The organism is Mycobacterium europaeum, from assembly GCF_034555895.2.
Taxonomy (GTDB): Bacteria; Actinomycetota; Actinomycetes; order Mycobacteriales; family Mycobacteriaceae; genus Mycobacterium; species Mycobacterium europaeum.
Window position 1 is genome coordinate 3,806,833 of the sequence record NZ_CP157315.1, and the last position, 21,067, is coordinate 3,827,899.

Sequence of the window (21,067 nt, forward strand, 5' to 3'; positions counted from 1 at the left end):
GCCCGCTCGGTTAGGGTTTGAGCATGCGGCTACTGGTCACCGGCGGCGCTGGCTTCATCGGCGCGAATTTCGTGCACAGCACCGTCCGCGAGCACCCGGAGGATTCCGTGACGGTGCTCGACGCCCTGACCTACGCGGGCCGGCGGGAGTCGCTGGCCGACGTCGAGGACGCCATCCGGCTGGTGGTGGGCGACATCTGCGACGCCGAGCTGGTTTCGCGGCTGGTCGCCGAGTCCGACGCGGTGGTGCACTTCGCCGCCGAAAGCCACGTGGACAACGCGTTGGACGACCCGGGGCCGTTCCTGCACACCAACGTGGTCGGGACGTTCACCATCCTGGAGGCGGTGCGGCGCCACGGTGTGCGGCTGCACCACATTTCGACCGACGAGGTCTACGGCGACCTGGAGCTCGACGACCCCCACCGGTTCACCGAGTCGACGCCGTACAACCCGTCGAGCCCCTACTCGGCGACCAAAGCCGCCGCCGACATGCTGGTCCGGGCCTGGGTGCGGTCCTACGGCGTGCGCGCGACGATTTCGAACTGCTCCAACAATTACGGGCCCTACCAGCACGTCGAGAAGTTCATTCCGCGCCAGATCACCAACGTGCTCACCGGCCGGCGGTGCAAGCTCTACGGCAGCGGCGCCAACGTCCGCGACTGGATCCATGTCGACGACCACAACAGCGCTGTGCGCCGGATCCTGGAAAAGGGCGAGATCGGCCGCACGTACCTGATCAGTTCCGAGGGCGAGCGCGACAACCTCAGCGTGCTGCGCACCGTGCTGACGATGATGGGCCGCGACCCCGACGACTTCGACCACGTGACCGACCGGGTCGGTCACGACCTGCGCTACGCCATCGACCCGTCGCTGTTGTACGACGAACTGTGTTGGGCGCCAAAGCATACCGATTTCGAGGAGGGCTTGAGCGCCACCATCGACTGGTATCGTGCCAACGAATCATGGTGGCGCCCTTTGAAGGACGCCGCGGAAGCCCGTTACGAAGAGCGTGGTCAGTGAGATGAAGGTTCGCGAACTCGCCATCCCCGGCGCATGGGAGATCACCCCCACCATTCACGGCGATTCCCGTGGCCTGTTCTTCGAATGGCTTACCGACCACGGGTTCACCGAGTTCGCAGGTCACCGCCTGGATGTTCGGCAGGCAAACTGTTCGGTTTCGTCGGCCGGCGTGTTGCGCGGCTTGCATTTCGCTCAGCTGCCGCCGAGCCAGGCCAAATATGTGACGTGCGTGCGCGGCTCGGTGTTCGACGTCGTGGTGGACATCCGCGAGGGTTCGCCGACGTTCGGCCAGTGGGATTCGGTGCTGCTCGACGACAAGGACCGCAGGACGATTTACCTGTCCGAAGGCCTGGGGCACGGCTTCCTTGCCCTGCAGGACGATTCGACGGTGATGTATCTGTGCTCGGCCGAATACAGCCCGCAGCGCGAGCACACCATTTGCGCGACCGATCCGGCGATCGGGGTGGACTGGCCGCTGGTGAACGGCGCGGCCCCCAGTCTCTCCGACCGCGACGCCGCGGCCCCCAGCCTCGAAGAAGTGCGCGCCGCTGGGCTTTTGCCCAGCTGGGAGGAGACGCAGCACTTCATCGCGGAATTGCGCAACCGATAAGCGCCCGGTCGGACAATTCCGCCGAACGCGACGGCCGTTATCCCACAACGCACTTGGCGCCTAATCGCGGACAAAAATGTATTCAACAGTCAACCGGCTCCATTCGCCGGTGAGGGTCCAGCACGTATTTGTCATTGCGCGATACCTCAGGTACCGTGAACCAGCTCATTTTGGTGCATGGTCGCGATACGATACGCCGATAGGCCCTGTGCGGACTACGGGGGAGGCGGATGAAACTCGGGCAGGTCTTCGATCCGCGCAACAATGCACTGAACGCCTGGCGGCTGGCACTGGCGGGCGAGGTGATCTTTTGGCACACCTTCCCGATCAGGGGCCACCTTCCCAACATTCGGGCTGTTCTGCAGCTTCTCCTATGCGGAGGGGTGGACGGGTTTTTCGCCATCTCGGGATTCCTGATCACCGCGAGTTGGCTCGGCAACCCGCGCCTGCGTGAGTATCTCGCCGCCCGCGCGCTGCGCATTCTGCCCGGGTTCTACGTCTGCCTGCTGGTGACCGCGTTCGTCTTCGCACCGCTCAGCGTGGCGATCCAGGGCGGCTCGCCCGGCAAGCTCGTCGCCTCGGGTGCGCCACTGGAGTTCGTTTTGATGAACAGCGCGGTGGCGCTGATCAAATTCGATGTCGGCGGCACACCCACGGGGATTCCCAGCGCGGGCGTCTGGAACGCTTCCCTGTGGTCGCTGATCTGGGAAGTGATGTGCTATCTCATCGTGGCCGTCATCGGTGTCGTCGGGCTCGCCAACCGCCGGTGGGTTTCCCCGGTGTTCTTATTGCTGGCGACGGCCGGGGCGATGACGCTGCCGGGTCTGAAATTCCCCGACGTAATGACGCAACACGAGGGCGACGTCCGCACCGCCCTGTTTTTCCTGGCCTGCCGGACCGCCATCATGTTCGCGGCGGGCGCGCTCCTTTATCAATGGCGCGAGGTGATCCCCGCCCGCTGGTCGCTGGTGGCGGTGAGCGTGGTGATCGTCCTCGCGTCCGGCTTCCTGCCCGACTACCGGGTGGTCGGCGCCCTTCCCCTGGCCTACGCCGTGGTCGTCTCGGGCGCCCTGATCCGCAACAAGCACCTGCGGCTGCGGACGGACCTGTCCTACGGCATGTACATCTACGCGTACCCGACCCAGCAACTGCTACTGGTCTGCGGGCTCGTCACGCTGAACCCGCTGCTGCTGACCGGCGTCACGGCCGCCGCCACGGTGCCGCTGGCCGCGGCGAGTTGGTTCTTGATCGAGAAGCCGGCGCGCCGCCTCAAATCCCGGTTCAGGAAAAACCTGCCCGCCCCACAGGACCAGTTCCAAGACCAAAGCCAGGGACAACCGGCGATGGTGCGACCGACCCACGAGGCCGCCGAATCCGCGCTTCCCCCGGAATTGCCGGGCACCGCCTAGCCGGCGACGGCCAACCGATCACACCGACGACCGCGGGCCGATACGATGACGCGGACAGTTCGATGGGGACGACGGTCGGAGACGGATGAAGCTCGGACAGGTATTCGATCCGCGCAGTAATGCCCTGAACGCGCTGCGGTTAGCCCTCGCGTCCGAGGTGATGCTCTTCCACTCGTGGGCCATCACGGGACGCCAGCCGCCCGCAGCGATCAATCAGCTGTTCTTTTCCGTGGGTGTCGACGGCTTCTTCGCGATCTCGGGCTTCCTCATCACCAGGAGCTGGCTCACCGACCCGCGCGTGCGTGACTATCTCACCGCGCGGGCCCTGCGCATCCTGCCCGGCTACTACGTCTGCCTGCTGGCGACGGCGTTCGTCTTCGCGCCCATCAGTGTGCTGATCCAGGGCGGGTCGGCGCTCAAGCTGCTGGGCTCCATCGCGCCGATCGAGTACGTCCTGAAGAACAGCGCGGTGGCCTACCTGAAGCCGGACATCGCCGGCACATTGCGTGACCTGCCCGGCGGACCCACGTGGAACGCTTCGCTGTGGTCCCTCATCTGGGAATTGCTGTGCTACCTCGCCGTTGTCCTCATCGGCGTCGTCGGGCTCGCCAACCGCCGGTGGGTTTCTCCCGTGCTGCTGGTGGTGGCCGTGTGTGCGGCGCTGTCGTTTCCGCCGCTGACCTTCCCCGGTACGTGGACCATCCCCCAACTCGCGGCGCGATCGGCCATCATGTTCGCCGCCGGAGCGGTGATGTATCAGTGGCGCGACGTCATTCCCGCCCGCTGGTCGCTGGTGGCGGTGTGCGCGGTCATCGTCGCGGCGGCCGGATTATTGCCCGATTACCGCGTCGTCGCCGCACTCCCGCTGGCGTACGTCGTCATCGTGACGGGTGCCCTGCTGCACCACAAGCGGCTGCGGTTGCGCACGGACCTGTCCTACGGCGTGTACATCTACGCGTATCCCACTCAGCAAATGCTGGCCGTCTGCGGGCTCGCGACTTTGACTCCGTTCGTGTTCTTCGGTGCCAGCGCCCTGGCCACGCTGCCGCTGGCCGCGGCGAGTTGGTTCGTCATCGAAAAGCCCGCGATGTCCCTGAAACGCCGGCTCAAGCAGAAGTGGGGCGTACCCGCGCCCGCGGGCCCCGGCGGCGAACAACCCGACGAACTCGTCGCCGACCGGCCCGCTGGCCAGGCCCCGGGCGCCGCCTAGGCCCGGGCCAGTAGGGTCAAAACGTCAAAATTCCCAACGCGCCCGGCGGCGTGACATAGTATGCCGCGGACGGCTGCGGGGGCGACGTGGGCGGAGGCCAATGACCCTCGGGCAAGTGTTCGATCCGCGCAGGAACGCGCTCAACGCGCTGCGTTTGGCCTTGGCGGCCGAGGTGATGCTCTGGCACTGCTGGCCCGCGACCGGCCGCATACCACCCGCGCCGATCCTTCAGGTCTTCTTCTCGGCGGGAGTCGACGGTTTCTTCGCCATCTCGGGCTTCCTCATCACCAGGAGTTGGTTGACCGACCCGCGCGTGCGTGACTATCTCGCCGCGCGGGCCCTGCGCATCCTGCCCGGCTACTACGTCTGCCTGCTGGTGACGGCGTTCGTCTTCGCACCCCTCAGCGTGCTCATCCAGCGCGGCTCGGCGTGGCAGCTCCTGCGCTCCACGGCGCCCCTCGAGTACGTCCTGAAGAACATCGGCGTGGCCTACCTCCATCACGACGTCGGCGGAACACCGCGCGGGATCCCGCATTCCGGCGTCTGGAACGCCTCGATGTGGTCGCTCATCTGGGAAGTGCTGTGCTACGTGGCCGTCGCCGGCATCGGCCTGGCCGGGCTGGCCAACCGCCGATGGGTGCCCGCGGCAATATTGGCGCTGGGGGTGGTCGCGGCCACGCAGCTGCCGCCGTTGACCTTCCCGGGCGTTTGGACCGCGCCGCAGCTCGCCGCCCGATCGGCCATCATGTTCGCGGCCGGCTCGCTGCTGTATCAATGGCGCGACGTTATTCCGGCCCGGTGGTCGTTGGTCGGGCTGAGCGTCGTGATCGTGTTCGCGGCCGGGCTGCTGCCGGATTACCGGATCGTCGCGGCCCTTCCGCTCGCCTATGCCGTCATCGTGTCGGGTGCCCTGCTGCGCCACAAGCGGCTGCGGTTGCGCACGGACCTGTCCTACGGCCTGTACATCTACGCGTTCCCCACTCAGCAGATGCTTGCCGTCTGGGGCCTCGCGGGCCTGAATCCGTTCCTGTTCTTCGTCTTCAGCGCCCTGGGCACGCTGCCGCTGGCCGCGCTGAGCTGGTTCGTGATCGAGAAGCCCTCGCTGTCCCTCAAGCGCCGACTCAAACAGAGATGGACCGCACCTTCGAATGAAGGTGATCGCGCTCCCGCATCGATGGCGGTTGAGACATGAACCTCGGACAGGCCTTCGACCCCCGGCAGAATGCGCTCAACGCCTGGCGGCTGACGTTGGCGACCTCGGTCATCGTCGGTCACTCGTTCATCCTCACGGGCCACGAATGGCCGGGCGCGCATTACATCGCCGACGGCGGGGTCGACGGCTTCTTCGCCGTCTCGGGCTTCCTCATCACCGCGAGCTGGCTTCGGCACCCGCACCTGCGGGATTATTCCGCGGCCCGAGCCCTGCGTATCCTTCCCGGCTACTACGTCTGCCTGGTCGTCACCGCGTTCGTCATCGCGCCGATCGGCGTGGCGATGCAGGGCGGCGCCGCGCTCAAGCTGCTCCTGTCCACTGCGCCGTTCGAGTACGTCGCCATGAACAGCGCGGTGGTCCTGCTCAAGGCCGATGTCGGCGGGACGCCCCGGGGGATCCCCTATCCGGGGAGCTGGAACAGTTCGCTGTGGACATTGGCTTTCGAGCTGGCGTGTTATGCCGTGGTCGCCGCTATCGGCATGGCCCGGCTTGCCCACCGCCGGTGGGTCTCTCCCGTGATATTGGCGGTGGCGGTTGTCGGCGAGGTGTTATCGCCGCCCATCGCTTTGGGCCAGCCGTGGGCAGGCCAGTTCGCTTCGGTGGCCTCGCGCTTCGCCGTCATGTTCGCGGCGGGGGCGTTGCTCTACCAGTGGCGCGACAAGATCCCCGCCCGCTGGTGGCTCGTCGCCGTGAGCGCAGTCGTGGTCGCGTTAGGCGGCACCCTGCTTCCGCATTACCGGCTGCTGGGCGGGATTCCGCTCGCGTACGCCGTCATCGCCTCCGGTGCGCTGCTGCGGACCAAACGCCTGAGGCTACGCACGGACCTGTCCTATGGCGTGTACATCTACGCCTTCCCGATTCAGCAGTTGCTGGTGATCTGTTGGCCCGGCAAGCCGAATGCGGTCGCGCACGCGATCGTTGCGACGATCGCCACGCTGCCGTTGGCCGCGTTGAGCTGGTTCCTGGTCGAGAAGCCCGCCATGTCGCTGAAGTCTCGGCTGTTGCGGAAGTGGGCGGCCGAAGAGGAAGCCGTCGCTGCGACGGACCTCATCGCTGAAAAGCCGATCGACGAACTCCCCGAGCCCGCCTAGCCGCCGACTCCCCCGCCCACAACAGCACCGTCAGCACTTCGGCACCCACACTGATCGCCGCGTGCGGCGCCGGATCCCAGCCCCGCTCCGAAAAACCATCCAGGCCAACGGTTCTGGACAGAAGGAACGCCACCAGGGAGCCGGCCGCCACGGCCGCGCCGGCCCAACGCAGCCATCCGGGACCGCCGGCAAGGATCAGCACAGCTATCGCGAACGAAACGCTGGCCTGCACCAGGAACGCGGTACCGATGTCGGGGATGTGCCGGTAGCCGTGGACGTACAGGTAGGCGTGGCCGGCGGCGCTGACCGCCAGCGACGCGGGCAGGCCGAGGCGGATCAACAGAGTCATTGCAGCGCCTGCTCTTTCAATGCCAGGGCGGTCTCGCCCCGGGTGTAACTCACCTCGCGTATACCTAGCGCGTCGCGGAGCCTGCCGGCCGGCAGGGTGACCGGCTTGGGCGCCGGCCCGTCGCCGGGTCGCGGCAGCGGGTACGCGGTCGCCGTCCCGCTGTAGAACGTCACCTTTCCCTCCGTCTTGGAAAACAGTTGGTGCACATGCCCGTTGAGGCAGGTGACCGAGGAGAACCGGCGCAGGTAGGACAGCGCCCGGCCCGCGTCGTCGGTGCCCCAGCCCCAGTCGGGGTACATCGCGAACAACGGGATGTGGCTGAACACGATGATGGGGGTGTCGCTCGACAGCCGCGCGACATCTTTCTCGACGAAGTTGAGTTGGTCGGTGCCCAGGTGGCCGAGCTTGCGCAGGTTCAACGTGTTCACCAGTGCGATCACGTGCACGCCGGCGATGTCGAAGCTGTACCAACCGTCGCCAACGGATCCCGCGCCGAAGGCGTTCCGGTATTTCTGCCCCGCGTCGTCGACCGAGTCGTGCTCACCGGGCACGGTGAACACGTGCGGCGTCTTCAGGGCGCTCATCATCTGTTTCACCTGGTCGAACTGATCGGGGCTGGACAGGTGCGTGAGGTCGCCGGTGTGGACGACGAAATCCGGGGTGTAGCCGAGGTTGTTGACCCGGCCGATCGCGTGGCCGAACGTGGCGGAGACGTCGGGGTTGGGCGCGCCGGTGAAGCCGATGTGGCTGTCGCTGATCTGCGCGAACCGCAGCGTGGGTCGGGCCTGCGCGTGTTGCCCGGTCGCCCCCGCGCCGGCGACATGTGAGATCACCTCGCCGCCGACCACGGCGAAGCTGACCGCTGCGCCGAACCACGCCGTGTGCCGCATCAGCTGGCGGCGACTCATGTTGGGGTTCATTGCGTCACCACCACGGTCCCGCGCATCATCGGGTGGATCGAGCAGACGTAGTCGAAAGCCCCGGGGGCGGTGAAGGTGTGGGTGAACGTGGCCCCGGTGCCCATCCCGGGTGAGTGGAACGAACCGTCGCTTGCGGCCACCGTGTGCGGTTCTTCGTCGCGGTTGGTCCACGTGACGGTGGTGCCGACCGCGACCGTCAGCGTGGCCGGCGCGAATGCGAAGCCGTCGATGTTGACCCGGTCGCCGCTCACCGGCGCCGCCGGCGCGGTGACGGACGTGGAGCCCAGGGACATGCTGGTGCCGGAGCCCGCGGCGGGCCGGGAAGCCGAGCAGCCCGCCAGCAGGACGGCGGCGGCCAGCGCGGCCGCCGAAGGTTTTCCATAGTTCATGCCCTGGAATAGGGCGGCGCGTTACACCGCTCAGGCAGGCTGGTGGGGGCCGGCGGGTGCGAACACCTCGATGACGCCGTCGACCTCACGAACCAGCAACGCGGGCAACGGCTTCGGCGCGATCGGCAGTTGATGGGTGAGCACCTGGCCGCCGGGTGAGAAGGAGGTCGAGTGGCACGGGCAGCGCAGAGTGTCGTCGGGCGCGTCGAACCAGAGCCGGCACCCTTGGTGCGTGCACACCCCGGAGATGGCCTGGGGCTTGCCGTCGACGCGGCGGACAAAGCCGGTGACGGAACCGAGGTCGAAGGGATGCATGACGCCGTCCGGCACATCCGAGCTGGCCGCCACCCGCTGCCAGCTTCCGGCGTTGGGCTTCAGCGGCGCGTTGTCGGCGGCGGGGACGCCGCCGGATTGACCGGTGATCACCGCTCGGTCGATCGACACCGCCGTGACCGCGGCAGCCGCGGCGGCCGACGTACCGACGATGACCTGGCGGCGGGTGCTGTTGTGCGTGCGCACGGGTTGCGGTCGCGCGCCGGACATCTGCTCGCCGAGCCGACGGTGCAGGTGGTCGAGGAATGCCTGCCTCGGGGCCTGGTCCCTGCGCCCGGCGGCGCGCAGTTCGATCGCCGTGCGCAGCTGTGCGGCCTCGAAGGCGTCGGGGGCGAACGGCTTCGGCCGCCGGCCCCGCACCAGGTCGTCGACGTATCGGCGCAACCCTCGCGCGTTCATGCTGGGCCTCCCTCGTTGACCTGCGCCGCAAGCCGCAGCGCCCGATGCTGGAGCACCTTGGCGTTGGCGACGCTGACCCCGAGCTCCGCGGCCGAGTCCTTGATCGAACGTCCTTGCAGGAAACGCAATTCCAGGATCCGCCGGTAGCGGTCCGGCAGGTTGTCGAGCACCCGGGCGACACGCTGGGGCGCGGTGCTGATCGCTTCCTCGCTCTCCGGTGGCTGTTCGACGTCGTCGATCGAGGTTATCTCCCGGCCCAGCGTCTGCCGCCAGTGCGCGGCCAGCACCGTGCGCGCGGTGACCCGCAGGTAGGCGCGCACCTCGGCGACGCTCGCGGTCAGCCGCAGCGGCCGCAGCGCGGCCATGAAGACCTCCGCGGTGAGGTCCTCGGCGTCGGCCCGGTTGCCCACCCGGGCGAACAGCGTGCGGTAAACCCAGGATGCGTTGTCCTGATATACGGCCTCCCAGTCGGGGTAGCCATCGTCAAAGCCGCTGTCGGGCACCGCCCGCAGGGGTCGTTCGACAAACTCGTTTCGTGCCGCCACGTGCCTCCTCCACCCGATGAATATCGAGTCGGGTTACACCGGGTATCACGGCGCGGCGAGCGAGGTTTGTTCACTGAGCAGCTGGTCGAGTTTGGTGGCGGTGGCCGAGAACACCGACTTGGCGATGCCCAGCATCCGCTCGCGCACCCGGGGCTTCGCCGACGCCGGCGGCAGCAGATGGCCGATCAGGTGACCGAACAGGTCCAGGCGCGCGGCGGACATCCATGCGGTGAGCTCGGGGTCGGCGAGCCAGCGCAGTTGATTGCTGTAGTCGGCCAGCGCCACCCGCAGCCAGTCCAGGTCCGTGTCGGGGTGCGGCAACGGCACGCACAGCTCGTTCCTCGCCGGGTCGTCGTGGTACGCGGATTCGACGTGGGCGATCAGCGCGGCGCTGAAGATCTGCTGGCATCCGCGCACGCTTTGCAGCGTGATCCGGCCGTCATCGAAAATAGATGTCGCCGGACGCTTTTCGGCGCCGTCGGCGGTGCAGTCAATGTACAGGGCGTCGGGGTCACTCGCCACCGCGCCGTCGTCGAGGACCATCCGGTCCGCCTCGACGCGCAGCAGGTGGCCCAGCCGCACCACGTCGGCGATGCGTCGCAGCTGCTCGAGTTCCAGGCGGGTGACGGTCGCGCAGCGATACATGGTCGGACGGACCGCCGGGTCTATCCGCAGCAGACCGCCGGACTCCTCGAGCCGCGCGAACAGGTCCTCGACGGACATGGCGTCGTTGATGGCGCGAAGCTGCGCGATGAAGCTGGTTTTGATCTGGTCGGCGAACAACGACCCGGGCTGCATCCTCGCGCGGTCCAGCAGCCAGGAGTCGCGCGGCATGATCCAGGTCAGCCGTTCGGGCGCGATGCCCTGGCCGAGCAGCCACAGGCAGGTGTCGATGCCGGTCTTGCCCGCCCCGACGATCACGTAACGCTCGTGCGCGCCGAGTTTCGTCAGGTCGTTGGGCGGCACGCAGGTGACCCCGGGCGCGACCGGGTAGGGCGGCGGGCGCATGGCCGGCACCGTGACGCGCATGTAGGTGGCGTCGACGATGCGGCGCGCCGCGGCGACGGTGTAGTCCACGCCGGCCAGCGTGGTGAAGTGGCCTTCACCGCCCTCCTGGCCGCGGTATTCGCTCATCGGGAAGTACGTGACGCGTCCGCTCGCCAACAGCTGCCTGCGCAGCACGTGGTCGTAGTACGCGCAGACCTCGGCCGCGGTGGCCAACTCGTAAAGCCCTTGGTTCCAGCCGATACGGTCGATCGAGTCGCCGCCCAACCTCAGCGAGTTGACGCCGTAGAACGCCGAGGGCTGGTGCAGCCGCACGAACGGGTAGGCCATGGTCCAGTGCCCGCCCGGCTGGTGGTTGCGGTCGACCAGCACCACGCGTGCGTCCGTCTCGGACACCAGCGTGTCGACGAACGCCATCCCCATGGCACCCGCGCCGACCACCAGGTAGTCGGCCTCGATGGTGTGCATACGCCTGAAGGCTAGCGCGCTCAGCCGATGTCGGCGGCCGCGGCGCGGAGGTCATCCAGCGCTTTACGAGCCAGTTCGCCCAGGTCTTGGTCGTCATCCGCGGCAAGCCACGCGGCGAATGCCTCCTTGAAGGCGAGCACTCCCATCTCGGCCGCCAGAGTCGCCGCCCGGTCGGCCACCCCCCGCGCCCGCAACGCGTCCGCCATGGCCGCGGCGAGGCCGACCTGTTTGAGGGCGTCGCGCTCCTGCAACTCGGTGCTGGTGGCGATGACGGCCTGCACTCGGGGAGCGAGCTCGCGATTGAACGGTGCCATCGGCCCGGCCGCCCGCACGAGCCCGGCCGCGATCGCGGCGAGCGGGCTCGCATCCGCGGGCGCAGAGGCGATCCCGTCGGTCAGCAGTCGCGCCAGGGTCTCCTGACCGGCCGCCAGCACTTCCCGCTTGTCGGGGAAGTACCGGAAAAAGGTGCTCTTGGTCAGCCCGGCGTGATCGGCGATCTCGGCAACCGTGGTCCGGTCGTAGCCCTGCTCGGAAAACAGCTGCAGCGCGGCGGCGACCAGCCGTGCACGTGCATCAGGTTCCCATCGCGGCATCCCGACATCGTAAGCGATGGGACATTTGTCTCATCACTTTGGTAGGGTGATGAGACAAATGTCCCATCACCCGAAGGAGTTGCTCATGCGGGTTTTCGTCACGGGCGCCACCGGCGGCATCGGCTCCGCCGTCGTCCCCGAGCTCATCGGCGCGGGCCACGAGGTTTTCGCGCTGGCCCGTTCCGACGCGGCGGAACGGGCCGCCCGGTCCCTGGGCGCCGAGGTGTTGCGCGGCGATCTCGATGATCCAGAGAGCCTGCGCAAGGGTGCCGCGGAGTCCGATGGGGTCATTCACCTCGCCTTCCTGCATTTTGACGATTTCGGCAAGGCGGTCGCCCAGGAAGCCGGCGCCGTCGAGGCCTTCGGCACCGCTCTCGAGGGCAGCGGCAAGCCGTTCGTCATGGCCTCGGGCACGCCCGTGATCCCCGGCCGCGCCGCCACCGAACGGGACGCAGCGCCGACCGAGGGACCCATCGGCGGCCGCGGCCGAAACGCCGCGGCCGCGCTGGAACTGGCCGCCAAGGGAGTCCGGTCGGCAGTGGTCCGCCTCCCCCGGTCCGTGCACCGGGCGGGCGGCCCGTGCGGGTTCGCGTCCCTGCTCATCGAGGCCGCTCGCCGCAGCGAGGTGTCGGGGTATGTCGGCGACGGCAGCCAGCGCTGGCCGGCCGTGCACGTTCTTGACGCCGCGCACCTGTTTCGTTTGGTTCTCGAAGAGGGCGCTCCCGGCACCGTGGCGCACGCGGTCGCCGATGAGGGGGATCCGATGCGCGCGCTCGCCGAAGCCATCGGGCGCGAACTGGGCGTGCCCACCAAAGCGGTCCCGGCCGACCATTTCGGGTTCCTCGGCTCGGTCTTCGCGATGGACCAGCCGGCGTCGAGCGAGCTGACCCGGGAGAAATTCGGCTGGCAACCCACCCAGCCGAGCCTGCTGGCCGACCTCGGGGCGGGCAACTATCCGGCGTGAGCCCTGGCGTCCTTGCGGCTCCCGGCGGCGGTTACTAGGATATCCAAGTATCCGCCTCTCACGCGCGTACGAACCCGAGGACACCATGACCACACAGATCCCGCACTTCATCGACGGGAAGCGCACCGCCGGCCGGTCCACCCGCACCGCCGACGTCTACAACCCCAGCACCGGTGAGGTGCAGGCCCAGGTGCCGATGGCGGGCAAGGCCGAGATCGACGCCGCGGTGGCCTCGGCCGTCGAGGCCCAGAAAGGTTGGGCGGTTTGGAATCCGCAGCGCCGCGCCCGGGTGATGATGCGGTTCATCGGGCTGGTCAACGACCACATGGACGAGCTGGCCGAGATGCTGTCCCTCGAGCACGGCAAGACGGTCGCCGACTCGCGCGGCGACGTCCAACGCGGCATCGAGGTGATCGAGTTCGCCATCGGCATCCCGCACCTGCTCAAGGGCGACTACACCGAGGGCGCCGGCCCCGGGATCGACGTCTACTCGCTGCGCCAGCCGCTGGGCGTGGTCGCCGGCATCACGCCGTTCAACTTCCCGGCCATGATCCCGCTGTGGAAGGCCGGGCCAGCCCTCGCGTGCGGGAACGCGTTCGTGCTCAAGCCGAGTGAGCGCGACCCCTCCGTCCCGGTGCGGTTGGCCGAACTCTTCTTGGAGGCCGGTCTGCCGCCCGGCGTGTTCCAGGTCGTGCACGGCGACAAGGAGGCCGTCGATGCCATCCTGCACCACCCCGACATCCAGGCCGTGGGCTTCGTCGGCAGCTCCGACATCGCCCACTACATCTACTCGACTGCCGCCGCGACCGGCAAGCGGTCCCAGTGCTTCGGCGGCGCCAAGAACCACATGATCGTGATGCCCGACGCGGACCTCGACCAGGCCGTCGACGCGCTGATCGGCGCCGGGTACGGCAGCGCCGGCGAGCGCTGCATGGCGATCAGCGTCGCGGTGCCGGTCGGCGAACAGACGGCAAACCGGCTGCGCGCCAGGCTCATTGACCGGATCAACAACCTGCGGGTCGGGCACAGCCTGGACCCCAAGGCCGACTACGGCCCGCTGGTCACCGAGGCGGCCCTGGCGCGGGTACGCAATTACATCGGCCAGGGCGTCGAGGCGGGCGCCGAATTGGTGATCGACGGCCGCGAACGCGCCAGTGACGACCTGACCTTCGGTGACGCCAACCTCGAGGGCGGCTTCTTCATCGGCCCGACGTTGTTCGACCACGTCACCCCCGACATGTCGATCTACACCGACGAGATCTTCGGTCCGGTGCTGTGCATCGTGCGCGCCCACGACTACGAAGAGGCGCTGCGGCTGCCCTCGGAACACGAGTACGGCAACGGCGTGGCAATCTTCACCCGCGACGGCGACGCCGCCCGCGACTTCGTGTCCCGCGTGCAGGTGGGCATGGTCGGCGTCAACGTGCCGATCCCGGTGCCGGTGGCCTATCACACATTCGGCGGCTGGAAGCGCTCCGGGTTCGGGGACCTCAACCAGCACGGCCCCTCGTCGATCATCTTCTACACCAAGACCAAGACCGTCACGTCGCGGTGGCCGTCCGGCATCAAGGACGGCGCCGAATTCGTGATTCCCACAATGGATTAGCCAATATGTTCACCTTGAACGACGACGAGCGGGTCATCACCGAGACGGCGGCAGCGTTCGCGGCCAAACGCCTCGCCCCGCACGCCCTGGAATGGGACGCGACGCAGCACTTCGCGACCGACGTGCTGCGCGAGTCCGCCGAGCTCGGCATGGCGGCGATCTACTGCCGCGAGGACGTCGGCGGCAGCGGACTGCGCCGGCTCGACGGGGTCCGCATCTTCGAGCAGCTGGCGATCGCCGACCCGACCACGGCCGCGTTCCTGTCCATCCACAACATGTGCGCGTGGATGATCGACACGTTCGGCACCGCCGAACAGCGCAAGGCCTGGGTGCCGCGGCTGGCGGCGATGGACGTCATCGCGAGCTACTGCCTCACCGAGCCGGGCGCCGGGTCGGACGCCAGCGCGTTGAGCACCCGCGCCGTCCGGGAGGGCGGCGACTACGTGCTCAGCGGCGTCAAGCAGTTCATCTCCGGCGCGGGCGCCTCGGACGTCTACGTGGTGATGGCCAGGACCGGCGGGGACGGTCCGCGCGGCATCTCGGCATTCGTCGTCGAAAAGGGTACTGCGGGGCTCAGTTTCGGGGCGCTGGAAGAGAAGATGGGCTGGCACGCCCAGCCCACCGCGCAGGTGATCTTCGATGGCGTCCGCGTGCCCGCCGACGCGATGCTGGGCGGCGCCGACGGCGAGGGCGCCGGCTTCGGCATCGCGATGAACGGCCTCAACGGCGGCCGGCTCAACATCGCGGCGTGCTCGCTCGGCGGCGCGCAGTCCGCCTTCGACAAGGCGGCCGCCTACGTACGGGATCGCGAGGCGTTCGGGAAGGCCCTGCTCGACGAGCCCACCATCCGGTTCACCCTGGCCGACATGGCCACCGGGCTGGAAACCTCGCGAATGATGTTGTGGCGGGCCGCCGATGCGTTGGACAACGACGACCCAGACAAGGTCGAGCTGTGCGCGATGGCCAAGCGCTACGTCACCGACACCTGCTTCGAGGTGGCCGACAAGGCTTTGCAGCTGCACGGCGGTTATGGCTACCTGCGCGAGTACGGCCTCGAAAAGATCGTCCGCGATCTGCGGGTGCACCGAATCCTGGAGGGCACCAACGAAATCATGCGCGTGGTCATCGGCAGGGCCGAGGCCGCGCGGGTGCGTGCGGGCGCGTAGAAAGGCGACCATGACGAGCATCGCTTTTCTTGGCCTGGGCCACATGGGCGGGCCGATGTCGGCGAACCTGGTGGCCGCGGGTCACCCGGTGCGCGGGTTCGACCCGGTGCCCGCGGCGGCGGCCGCCGCGGCCGGCAACGGGGTCACGACGTTCGACAGCGCGGCCGACGCGGTGGCGGGGGCCGAGGTAGTGATCACCATGCTGCCCAACGGCGACCTGGTGAAGCGCTGCTACACCGATGTGCTGCCCGCCGCCAAAGCCGGTGCGCTCTTCATCGACAGCTCGACGATCTCGGTCGACGACGCCCGCGAGGTGCACGCGCTCGCCCAATCGCACGGCGTTCCGCAGCTGGACGCTCCGGTTTCCGGTGGCGTGAAGGGCGCCGTCGCGGGCACGCTGGCGTTCATGGTGGGTGGTGACGAGGCCGCCGTGGAGCGCGCCCGGCCGGTGCTGGAACCCATGGCGGGCAAGGTCGTTCACTGCGGCGGCCCGGGGGCCGGGCAGGCCGCCAAGGTGTGCAACAACATGGTGCTGGCGGTGCAGCAGATCGCCATCGGCGAGGCGTTCGTCCTGGCCGAGAAGCTCGGGCTGTCGGCGCAGTCCCTCTTCGACGTCATCACCGGCGCAACCGGCAACTGCTGGGCCGTACACACCAACTGCCCGGTGCCCGGCCCGGTGCCGACCTCGCCGGCCAACAACGACTTCAAGCCCGGCTTCGCGACCGCGCTGATGAACAAGGACCTGGGCCTGGCCATGGACGCGGTGGCCTCCACCGGGTCGGCCGCGCCGCTGGGCACTCACGCCGCCGAGATCTACGCCAAGTTCGCGGCCGACCACGGCGACAAGGACTTCAGCGCGGTGATCCAGATGCTGCGGGAGAGCTGAATGCGGTAGCAGCGCGCCGAGCGTGCACTCACGGCGAAATATCGCCGGGAAAATCGCCCTCAGTGCACGTTCGGCGAACGACGGTCCTTCCTCGCGCCGGCGTCAGAAGTCGCCCGCGTTGCGGCGCAGCGTCTCGATCGATGAAACCAGTTCCTGCGCTTCGGTTTCGGACATCCCGATATCGGCGAAGACCTGCTCGTTGAGCGTGACCGTCGCGTCCTCGACCGTCGAGCGGCCCAGCTCGGTGATCTCCACCAGCGTGGTGCGGCCATCGGTGGGGTGGGGTACGCGCCGCACCAGTCCGTCGGCCTCCAGCCGGCGGATCGCGTGGGTCACGCTCGTGACGTGGACCTGCAGCCGGTCGGATGCCTTGGTGATCGGCAGCGCGCCGGTCCGGCTGAACGCCAGCAGCCGCAGCAACTCGTACCGGGAGAAGCTCAGGTCGTAGGGGCGCAACGCCGTCTCGACGCGGGCCAGCAGGATCTGATGCGCGCGCATCACCGACGTCACCGCCACCATGCCCGGCGCCACGTCGGCCCAACCGGAGCGCTCCCAGTTGTCGCGCGCCGCGGCGATCGGGTCGCGCTTGCGCGGTCGTGAGGCAGCCACGCCCCTTCATACCGCACTCTCTGTCGGTCGGTGAACCGCCCCTACAGCGAGCGCTGCAACAGAACCTGGCCGCTGTCGGCGGCCACCACCTGCACGGCGGCGATCTGGTCGACCGGCGTCGAGATGCTGCCCGCGGGCGTCGCGGTGCGGCCGGGTTCGGCCACCCAGGTCGCCAGCCGGGTCTGGGTGCCGTCCCGATCCACCACCACCATGGCCAGCGTGTCGTGGTGGGCGTTGAGCGGCGCCAGGCACACGCAGCGCAGGTTGATGGATGTTCCCCAGTGCTCGCTGGACAACTGCACCGTCGAGGCCAGCAGGGTGGTACCCACCTGCGCCATCGGCGCCGAGGCCGCGGCCACCTGCGGTGCCGGCGACGACGAGTGCCCCTGCACGCCGACGAACACGCCGACGGCCAGGACCACGGCCGCGGCCGACGAGGCCACCCAGGTCACGATCCGCGTGCGGCGGCGGCGCCAGGTCACCTTGCCCAGCAACGACGGCAACAACTGCGGCGACAGCTCCGGCGTCGCCGGCGCGGGGCCGGCCTGGTGGATCGCGGCCACCTCGTCCCCGCCGAGCTGCGAGAGCAGGGCCGGCACACCACTCAGGTCGGCGACGGCCCCCCGGCAGGCCGGGCAGTGCGCCAGGTGCGCCTCGAATTCGCGTCGGTCGCTCGCCGACAGCGAGCCCAAAACGTATGCGGCATCCCACATCACATAGGGATCGTCCGGTGAGCCGATTCCCCGTAGCGGCGTCTTCATGTCATCCATTCCCTCATCACCCTTTAAGCATTCGGAGCCCTCAGCGGGTGACCCCAAGTTCCTGCAGAGTGAGCCGCAACGCCCGCACGGCGTAGTGTAGTCGCGACTTCACGGTTCCCTCGGCGATCCCGAGGTCGGCGGCGATCTGCGCGGTGGTCCAGCCGCGGTAGTAGGACCGGTCGATCACGGCGCGGTGCTCGGTGGACAGTTGCGCCATCGCGTCGGCGATCAACAGCTTGTCCAGCGCCGCGTTCACCTCATCCGGGGTGGACCGTTCGGGCGCACCCGCCTCGTCGGTCGAGCCGACGACGTTGCGGAACCGCGCGCTGCGCCGGTCGTCGATGATCATGTTGCGGGCGACGGTGAACAGCCAGGCCCGCGCCGAGCGCTCGGTGTCCCCGACGACCTCCGGATGCTGCCAGGCCCGCAGCAACGTTTCCTGCACGACGTCCTCGGACTGGCTCGCGTCCCCCGTCAACCGGAGCGCGTAACGCCACAGGACCGCCGCGTGCTCGTCATACAGCGCCTTCATCAGGGCGGCTTCGGCAGCCCCGGATGCTCTCCAACCACCTGCCACACGGGCCACTCGATCACCTCCGACTACTGGAACGAGTCGAACGCGTGTTTAGTTCAGCTAAGGCAGCGTCAGGATGCGCGGCCCGGCGTCGGTGACCGCGACGGTGTGTTCCCAGTGTGCCGCACGGGACCCGTCCGAGGTGGTGACGGTCCACTCGTCATCGAGCACCACGGTCTTGCCCGTCCCGAGGGTCAGCATCGGTTCGATGGCCAGCACCGACCCGGGGGCCAGCAGCGGGCCCCGGCCGGGCGAGCCCTCGTTGGGCAGGAACGGATCCATGTGCATCTGCCGGCCGATGCCGTGCCCCCCGTAGCCCTCCACGATCCCGAACACCTGGCCGTGCCGCTCCCGCGCCGCTCGCGTGCCCGTTTCGATGGCGTGCGAGACGTCGGTCAGCCGGTTGCCGGGAACCATCGCCGCGATACCGGCTTCCAGCGATTCCCGGGTCGCGTCGCAAAGCGCCTGGTCGGCGGCGTCGAGGGCGCCGACGCCGAACGTGATCGCGGCGTCGCCGTGCCAGCCGTCCAGCACCGCTCCGCAGTCGATGGAGACCAGGTCGCCGGGCGCCAGGATCTCCGCGGCCGACGGGATCCCGTGCACCACCCGCTCGTTGACCGACGCGCAGATCGACGCCGGGTAGCCGTGGTAGCCGAGGAACGACGGCACCGCGCCGGCCTCCCGGATCACCGACTCGGCGATGTGGTCGAGTCCCAGGGTGGACACTCCGGCAACCGCGGCCGCCCGAACCGCCTGCAGCGCGGCCGCGACCACCGCCCCCGCCGCCGCCATCGCGTCGAGTTCACCGGCGGTGCGCTGCGGCACGACTTTGCGACTCCGCAGCCGCGCCAGCGGGTTCACGGTTACTTGCCCAGCGCTTGCAGGGCACGGGCGAACACTTCGTCCATCGTGCCGAGGGCGTCGACCGTCTTGAGTTCGTCGCGGTAGTACTCCAGCAGGGGCGCGGTCTCGTCGCGGTAGACCTTCATCCGGTTCAAGATGACGTCGTCGGTGTCGTCGGCGCGGCCCCGCGACTTGAGCCGCTGCAACAGCTCCTCCTGCGAGACGCGGAACTCGAGCACGGCGTCGATGTCGGTGCCCCGGCGTTCGAGCATCGCGTGCAGCGCCTTGGCCTGTTCGGTGGACCGCGGAAAGCCGTCCAGGATGAAGCCGTTGGCCGCGTCGGCATCGTTCAGTCGGTCGTCGACGAGCTGGTTGGTCAGGTCCGAGGGCACCAGGTCACCGGCGTCCAGATAGCGCTTGGCCTCCAGGCCGAGTTTGGTCCCGTTCCCGATATTGCTGCGGAACAGTTCACCGGTGGAGATGTGCGGGATCCCGAGCTTCTCGGAGAGCTTCTGGGCCTGTGTCCCCTTACCCGCCCCGGGCGGTCCCAGCAAAACGACCCTCACTTGAGAAACCCTTCATAGTTGCGCTGCATGAGCTGGCTCTCGATCTGTTTGACCGTATCCAAGCCAACCCCAATCATGATCAAAACCGCAGTACCGCCGAACGGCAAATTCTGAACCGCTCCGCCATTGCCGATCTGCAGGAACAAGTTCGGCAGCACCGAGATCGCGCCGAGGTAGATCGAGCCCGGCAGGGTAATCCGGCTGAGCACGTAACGCAGATAGTCGGCGGTGGGCTTGCCCGGCCGGATGCCGGGGATGAACCCGCCGAACTTCTTCATTTCGTCGGCACGTTCGTCGGGGTTGAACGTGATCGACACGTAGAAGTACGTGAAGAAAATGATCAGTCCGAAGTAGATGCTGATGTAAATCGGGTCGCTGGGGTCGGACAGGTAACTGCCGACGAACTTGTCCCACCAGCTGTTGCCCACCCCACCGCTGCCGCTGCGAATCAGCTGCGTGATCAGGTGCGGAATGTAGATGAGCGACGACGCGAAGATGACCGGGATGACGCCGGCCTGGTTGACCTTGAGCGGCAGGTAGGTCGACGTTCCGCCGTACATGCGCCGGCCCACCATGCGCTTGGCGTATTGCACCGGGATGCGGCGCTGCCCCTGCTCGACGAACACCACGCCGACGATGATGGCCAGGGCGGCGACGCAGACGGCGGCGAAGATGGCCCCGCCACGGCTGTCCAGGATGGTCTTGCCCTCGGACGGGATGCGCGCTGCGATGCCGACGAAGATCAGCAGCGACATCCCGTTGCCGATGCCGCGCTCGGTGATCAGCTCGCCCATCCACATCACCAGCGCAGCACCGGCCGTCATCACCATCACGATGACGACCAGCGTGAAGATGCTCTGGTCGGCGATGATGTCCAGCGAGCAGCCCTGCAGTAGCCCGCCGTTGGCCGCCAGCGCCACGATGCTGGTCGCCTGCAGGATCGCCAGCGCGATGGCCAGATAGCGGGTGTACTGCGTCATCTTGGCCTGGCCGGACTGGCCTTCCTTGCGCAGTTCCTCGAACCGCGGGATGACCACCGTGAGCAGCTGCACGATGATGCTCGCGGTGATGTAGGGCATCACCCCGACCGCGAACACCGTCAGTTTCAGCAGCGCGCCGCCGGAGAACAGGTTGATCAGCGAATAGATCTGCCCGGCCGCGCCGCCGCTGGCCTCTTTGATGCACTGCTGGACGTTGGGGAAATTGACGCCGGGGGACGGCAGGGCGGCGCCCAGCCGATAGAGGACGACGATGCCCAGCGTGAAGAGGATCTTCCGTCTCAGGTCGACTGTCCGCAGCGATGAGATGAAAGCCGAAAGCACTCTTCCTCCTGCGAGCCGGGGGTCTCCTGCAATACGCGCCCAACACCCCGCAGGCCAGGACGTACGGCGTCGCGCGTCAAACCGTGTACGAGACTAACAGCTGGGCTCGGTGAGTCCGTCCAGGCCCGTCATCGGACTACCGATAAATGCACAGGAAGCCGTCAGCGGTGGGGCGTAAAGTGCTCTGGAGTCGTTGCATTTGCTAAGTAAATGGGAG

The 21,067-nt window shown here is 68.1% G+C and carries 23 protein-coding genes; 10 read left to right on the top strand and 13 right to left on the bottom strand.

Features of this window, described 5'->3' with window-relative positions:
- Positions 1 to 23: 23 nt before the first annotated feature.
- From rfbB to U8D42_RS17430, 6 genes are all read left to right on the top strand, one after another.
- Positions 24 to 1,019: a dTDP-glucose 4,6-dehydratase gene (gene rfbB / locus U8D42_RS17405; protein ID WP_322859531.1), complete on the top strand. Its 996-nt coding sequence runs from the start codon at positions 24 to 26 to the stop codon at positions 1,017 to 1,019.
- A 1-nt stretch (position 1,020) separates the two neighbouring features.
- Positions 1,021 to 1,629 (top strand): dTDP-4-dehydrorhamnose 3,5-epimerase, encoded by a 609-nt coding sequence (gene rfbC / locus U8D42_RS17410; protein ID WP_322859530.1) that lies wholly within the window; start codon positions 1,021 to 1,023, stop codon positions 1,627 to 1,629.
- A 230-nt stretch (positions 1,630 to 1,859) separates the two neighbouring features.
- Complete coding sequence (locus U8D42_RS17415; protein WP_322859529.1) at positions 1,860 to 3,038, top strand: acyltransferase family protein; 1,179 nt, start codon at positions 1,860 to 1,862, stop codon at positions 3,036 to 3,038.
- An 85-nt stretch (positions 3,039 to 3,123) separates the two neighbouring features.
- Positions 3,124 to 4,248, top strand: coding sequence for an acyltransferase family protein (locus tag U8D42_RS17420; RefSeq protein ID WP_322859528.1), 1,125 nt, complete (start codon positions 3,124 to 3,126; stop codon positions 4,246 to 4,248).
- Positions 4,249 to 4,348: 100 nt separating this feature from the next.
- Complete coding sequence (locus U8D42_RS17425) at positions 4,349 to 5,440, top strand: acyltransferase family protein (protein ID WP_090422725.1); 1,092 nt, start codon at positions 4,349 to 4,351, stop codon at positions 5,438 to 5,440.
- Positions 5,437 to 6,552: an acyltransferase family protein gene (locus tag U8D42_RS17430; RefSeq protein WP_322859527.1), complete on the top strand. Its 1,116-nt coding sequence runs from the start codon at positions 5,437 to 5,439 to the stop codon at positions 6,550 to 6,552. The genes U8D42_RS17425 and U8D42_RS17430 overlap by 4 nt, the downstream gene beginning before the upstream one ends.
- Here U8D42_RS17430 and U8D42_RS17435 read toward each other — a convergent pair.
- Genes U8D42_RS17435 through U8D42_RS17465 form a run of 7 tightly spaced genes read right to left on the bottom strand, consistent with a single transcriptional unit; the run spans position 6,509 to position 11,553 of the window.
- Complete coding sequence (locus U8D42_RS17435; RefSeq protein ID WP_322859526.1) at positions 6,509 to 6,901, bottom strand: hypothetical protein; 393 nt, start codon at positions 6,899 to 6,901, stop codon at positions 6,509 to 6,511. The two genes, U8D42_RS17430 and U8D42_RS17435, sit on opposite strands and share 44 nt — an antisense overlap.
- Positions 6,898 to 7,821 (bottom strand): metallophosphoesterase family protein, encoded by a 924-nt coding sequence (locus U8D42_RS17440; protein ID WP_322859525.1) that lies wholly within the window; start codon positions 7,819 to 7,821, stop codon positions 6,898 to 6,900. Before U8D42_RS17440 ends, U8D42_RS17435 begins: the two co-directional genes overlap by 4 nt.
- On the bottom strand, positions 7,818 to 8,210 hold the full coding sequence (locus U8D42_RS17445) for a cupredoxin domain-containing protein (RefSeq protein WP_322859524.1): 393 nt from the start codon (positions 8,208 to 8,210) through the stop codon (positions 7,818 to 7,820). The genes U8D42_RS17440 and U8D42_RS17445 overlap by 4 nt, the downstream gene beginning before the upstream one ends.
- Before the next feature lie 30 nt (positions 8,211 to 8,240).
- Entirely contained in the window at positions 8,241 to 8,942 is a 702-nt protein-coding gene (locus tag U8D42_RS17450; protein WP_322859523.1) for a ubiquinol-cytochrome c reductase iron-sulfur subunit, read from the bottom strand.
- Positions 8,939 to 9,487: an RNA polymerase sigma factor gene (locus tag U8D42_RS17455; RefSeq protein ID WP_322859522.1), complete on the bottom strand. Its 549-nt coding sequence runs from the start codon at positions 9,485 to 9,487 to the stop codon at positions 8,939 to 8,941. Before U8D42_RS17455 ends, U8D42_RS17450 begins: the two co-directional genes overlap by 4 nt.
- A 45-nt stretch (positions 9,488 to 9,532) precedes the next feature.
- Entirely contained in the window at positions 9,533 to 10,960 is a 1,428-nt protein-coding gene (locus U8D42_RS17460; RefSeq protein WP_322859521.1) for an FAD/NAD(P)-binding protein, read from the bottom strand.
- A gap of 20 nt (positions 10,961 to 10,980) precedes the next feature.
- On the bottom strand, positions 10,981 to 11,553 hold the full coding sequence (locus tag U8D42_RS17465) for a TetR/AcrR family transcriptional regulator (RefSeq protein ID WP_085240482.1): 573 nt from the start codon (positions 11,551 to 11,553) through the stop codon (positions 10,981 to 10,983).
- Between the two features lie 85 nt (positions 11,554 to 11,638).
- Here U8D42_RS17465 and U8D42_RS17470 point away from each other — a divergent pair, with 85 nt between their 5' ends.
- The 4 genes from U8D42_RS17470 to mmsB all read left to right on the top strand — a co-directional run bounded on the left by U8D42_RS17470 (position 11,639) and on the right by mmsB (position 16,175).
- Complete coding sequence (locus U8D42_RS17470) at positions 11,639 to 12,517, top strand: SDR family oxidoreductase (protein WP_322859520.1); 879 nt, start codon at positions 11,639 to 11,641, stop codon at positions 12,515 to 12,517.
- Between the two features lie 85 nt (positions 12,518 to 12,602).
- Entirely contained in the window at positions 12,603 to 14,123 is a 1,521-nt protein-coding gene (locus U8D42_RS17475; protein WP_322859519.1) for a CoA-acylating methylmalonate-semialdehyde dehydrogenase, read from the top strand.
- Between the two features lie 5 nt (positions 14,124 to 14,128).
- Entirely contained in the window at positions 14,129 to 15,289 is a 1,161-nt protein-coding gene (locus tag U8D42_RS17480; RefSeq protein WP_322859518.1) for an acyl-CoA dehydrogenase family protein, read from the top strand.
- Between the two features lie 10 nt (positions 15,290 to 15,299).
- Positions 15,300 to 16,175 carry a 3-hydroxyisobutyrate dehydrogenase gene (gene mmsB / locus U8D42_RS17485; protein ID WP_090423384.1) on the top strand — a complete coding sequence of 292 codons (876 nt, stop codon included), beginning with the start codon at positions 15,300 to 15,302 and terminating at the stop codon, positions 16,173 to 16,175.
- Between the two features lie 102 nt (positions 16,176 to 16,277).
- Here the strand turns inward: mmsB and U8D42_RS17490 are convergent, their stop codons facing one another.
- The 6 genes from U8D42_RS17490 to secY form a co-directional block, all read right to left on the bottom strand.
- Positions 16,278 to 16,784 (bottom strand): MarR family winged helix-turn-helix transcriptional regulator, encoded by a 507-nt coding sequence (locus tag U8D42_RS17490; RefSeq protein ID WP_090422716.1) that lies wholly within the window; start codon positions 16,782 to 16,784, stop codon positions 16,278 to 16,280.
- 41 nt (positions 16,785 to 16,825) lie between these two features.
- Complete coding sequence (locus tag U8D42_RS17495) at positions 16,826 to 17,545, bottom strand: anti-sigma factor family protein (protein ID WP_090423383.1); 720 nt, start codon at positions 17,543 to 17,545, stop codon at positions 16,826 to 16,828.
- A gap of 40 nt (positions 17,546 to 17,585) precedes the next feature.
- Positions 17,586 to 18,077, bottom strand: coding sequence for a sigma-70 family RNA polymerase sigma factor (locus tag U8D42_RS17500; RefSeq protein ID WP_431523882.1), 492 nt, complete (start codon positions 18,075 to 18,077; stop codon positions 17,586 to 17,588).
- A gap of 102 nt (positions 18,078 to 18,179) precedes the next feature.
- A complete protein-coding gene (gene map / locus U8D42_RS17505; protein WP_085240494.1) occupies positions 18,180 to 18,980 on the bottom strand; it encodes a type I methionyl aminopeptidase in 801 nt (266 codons plus the stop codon).
- A gap of 2 nt (positions 18,981 to 18,982) precedes the next feature.
- A complete protein-coding gene (locus U8D42_RS17510) occupies positions 18,983 to 19,528 on the bottom strand; it encodes an adenylate kinase (RefSeq protein WP_085240495.1) in 546 nt (181 codons plus the stop codon).
- Complete coding sequence (gene secY, locus U8D42_RS17515) at positions 19,525 to 20,850, bottom strand: preprotein translocase subunit SecY (protein WP_073879353.1); 1,326 nt, start codon at positions 20,848 to 20,850, stop codon at positions 19,525 to 19,527. The genes U8D42_RS17510 and secY overlap by 4 nt, the downstream gene beginning before the upstream one ends.
- Positions 20,851 to 21,067: the final 217 nt, after the last annotated feature.

Coding starts and splice junctions, on each gene's coding strand:
- mmsB (WP_090423384.1), top strand. CDS start 15,300: ATGACGAGCATCGCTTTTCTTGGCCTGGGCCACATGGGCGGGCCGATG.
- U8D42_RS17475 (WP_322859519.1), top strand. CDS start 12,603: ATGACCACACAGATCCCGCACTTCATCGACGGGAAGCGCACCGCCGGC.
- U8D42_RS17425 (WP_090422725.1), top strand. CDS start 4,349: ATGACCCTCGGGCAAGTGTTCGATCCGCGCAGGAACGCGCTCAACGCG.
- U8D42_RS17435 (WP_322859526.1), bottom strand. CDS start 6,901: ATGACTCTGTTGATCCGCCTCGGCCTGCCCGCGTCGCTGGCGGTCAGC.
- U8D42_RS17440 (WP_322859525.1), bottom strand. CDS start 7,821: ATGAACCCCAACATGAGTCGCCGCCAGCTGATGCGGCACACGGCGTGG.
- U8D42_RS17430 (WP_322859527.1), top strand. CDS start 5,437: ATGAACCTCGGACAGGCCTTCGACCCCCGGCAGAATGCGCTCAACGCC.
- U8D42_RS17445 (WP_322859524.1), bottom strand. CDS start 8,210: ATGAACTATGGAAAACCTTCGGCGGCCGCGCTGGCCGCCGCCGTCCTG.
- U8D42_RS17470 (WP_322859520.1), top strand. CDS start 11,639: ATGCGGGTTTTCGTCACGGGCGCCACCGGCGGCATCGGCTCCGCCGTC.
- U8D42_RS17420 (WP_322859528.1), top strand. CDS start 3,124: ATGAAGCTCGGACAGGTATTCGATCCGCGCAGTAATGCCCTGAACGCG.
- rfbC (WP_322859530.1), top strand. CDS start 1,021: ATGAAGGTTCGCGAACTCGCCATCCCCGGCGCATGGGAGATCACCCCC.
- U8D42_RS17480 (WP_322859518.1), top strand. CDS start 14,129: ATGTTCACCTTGAACGACGACGAGCGGGTCATCACCGAGACGGCGGCA.
- U8D42_RS17415 (WP_322859529.1), top strand. CDS start 1,860: ATGAAACTCGGGCAGGTCTTCGATCCGCGCAACAATGCACTGAACGCC.
- U8D42_RS17460 (WP_322859521.1), bottom strand. CDS start 10,960: ATGCACACCATCGAGGCCGACTACCTGGTGGTCGGCGCGGGTGCCATG.
- U8D42_RS17450 (WP_322859523.1), bottom strand. CDS start 8,942: ATGAACGCGCGAGGGTTGCGCCGATACGTCGACGACCTGGTGCGGGGC.
- U8D42_RS17465 (WP_085240482.1), bottom strand. CDS start 11,553: ATGCCGCGATGGGAACCTGATGCACGTGCACGGCTGGTCGCCGCCGCG.
- U8D42_RS17500 (WP_431523882.1), bottom strand. CDS start 18,077: ATGAAGGCGCTGTATGACGAGCACGCGGCGGTCCTGTGGCGTTACGCG.
- U8D42_RS17495 (WP_090423383.1), bottom strand. CDS start 17,545: ATGAAGACGCCGCTACGGGGAATCGGCTCACCGGACGATCCCTATGTG.
- rfbB (WP_322859531.1), top strand. CDS start 24: ATGCGGCTACTGGTCACCGGCGGCGCTGGCTTCATCGGCGCGAATTTC.